Consider the following 1468-nt stretch of genomic DNA (forward strand, 5'->3'; position numbering starts at 1 on the left):
TCAGCGTCAATGACGTTGAACATGGAGAAATATTTACTAGGGTCATCCAAATCACGTCCGTCATTCGGTAATGGAATTTCATATTCACCGTTACAGAATATATATTTGGTATGAGGTACTTTCTGAACCCTTAAACCATGGATCGCCTGTACATTTGGAACGTCGATCATCTTATCGGCTTTCATAATGTCGCAGCGGATACGTGCTACACGAGTATTTGCTTTATCGTTGATGAAAACATACTTACCGTCATAGCGGCCATCTTGCATACTCATATGAGGGTGATGTGCATCACCGTTAAAGTACTTGGCAGATTCACCCATGACTGCTTTACTTTCGTTGGTCTGACCCCAGCCAGTCGCGCTTTCATGGTTGAATACCGGAATACGCATTAGCTCACGCATTGAAGGTAGGCCAAGTATGCGAACTTCACCTGAGTGACCTCCACTCCAAAAGCCGTAATATTCGTCGAGCTCACCTGGCCCTACATGGGCGCTAGCAGCCATTTTCTCGGCCGTTTTTGCCTGAGCAAGTTCTGAAAACATGGATGCGGTAAGTGTTGACGCAGCAACACCTGCACCACCGACTAAAGTGGTTGCACCAATAAATTTACGACGGCTCATGCCTTCTTTTTCAGGACTATCATCGACGTGGCGGTCGACAGGGTTTTCCTTATTTATGTCGGTCATAATGATCTCCAAGTTGTTCCTGGTTGTGATAGAGAACTTCTTACTTCGTTGTTTGTACTGCTAATTCTTTAATTGCTTTTATTGTGTGTTTTTCTTTTGTATTCGAATCTTATGAGCCTCCTTGGTTGACAATACGAACCGGCTCGACAGGCGCTTCTTTCGTTGCTTTGCGGTATTTTTTGGCAAGTGGTGGGCATTTCTCTTTACTGTGATAAGTCATCTGACAATCGAGGCAGTAGTGGCATTCGCGCATATTAATCTCACCAGTAGGAGCAATCGCTCCGATCTCACACTCTTGGGCACAAAGCTGGCAGGGCTTGCCGCATTCTTTTCGGCGTTTTAGCCAGTCGAAGAGGCGAGCGAAAGAAGGAATAGCAATGGCTGCACCCATTGGGCAGACGTAGCGGCAATAGAACTTACGATTAAATATTGACGTAACCAGAAGCCCGGCCGCGTAAAGAATGAAGGGCCAATCGCGATCGAAGCGCAGCAGGAAAGTTGTTTTGAAAGGCTCCACTTCGGCATAGGTTTCTGCGACAGCCAGGGACTCCAGTGATAAGCCAAACAAAGCTAGCAAAATTAGGTATTTAATCGCCCATAAACGCTCATGAATAACAAAAGGAATATGTAGCTGAGGAATGCGTAGCTTCATCGCGATTTCGCCTATCAGCTCTTGCAAGGCACCGAAGGGGCACAACCAGCCGCAGTAAACACCTCGGCCCCACATTAAGACTGTGGCAGCGACAAAAACCCAAAGTACAAAAATAATCGGGTCGAGG

At 46.4% G+C, this 1468-nt stretch carries 2 protein-coding genes; both read right to left on the bottom strand.

The genetic code is table 11. The features are described from left to right. Window positions 1-689, bottom strand: a 689-nt coding sequence (locus tag A3729_RS17965; protein WP_156497997.1) for a twin-arginine translocation signal domain-containing protein, incomplete at its 3' end; no start/stop codon positions are given. 109 nt (window positions 690-798) lie between these two features. Continuing rightward, window positions 799-1468: 4Fe-4S binding protein (locus A3729_RS17970; protein ID WP_156497998.1), on the bottom strand; the 670-nt coding region annotated here is incomplete at its 5' end.

Source organism: Oleiphilus sp. HI0043, from assembly GCF_001634935.1.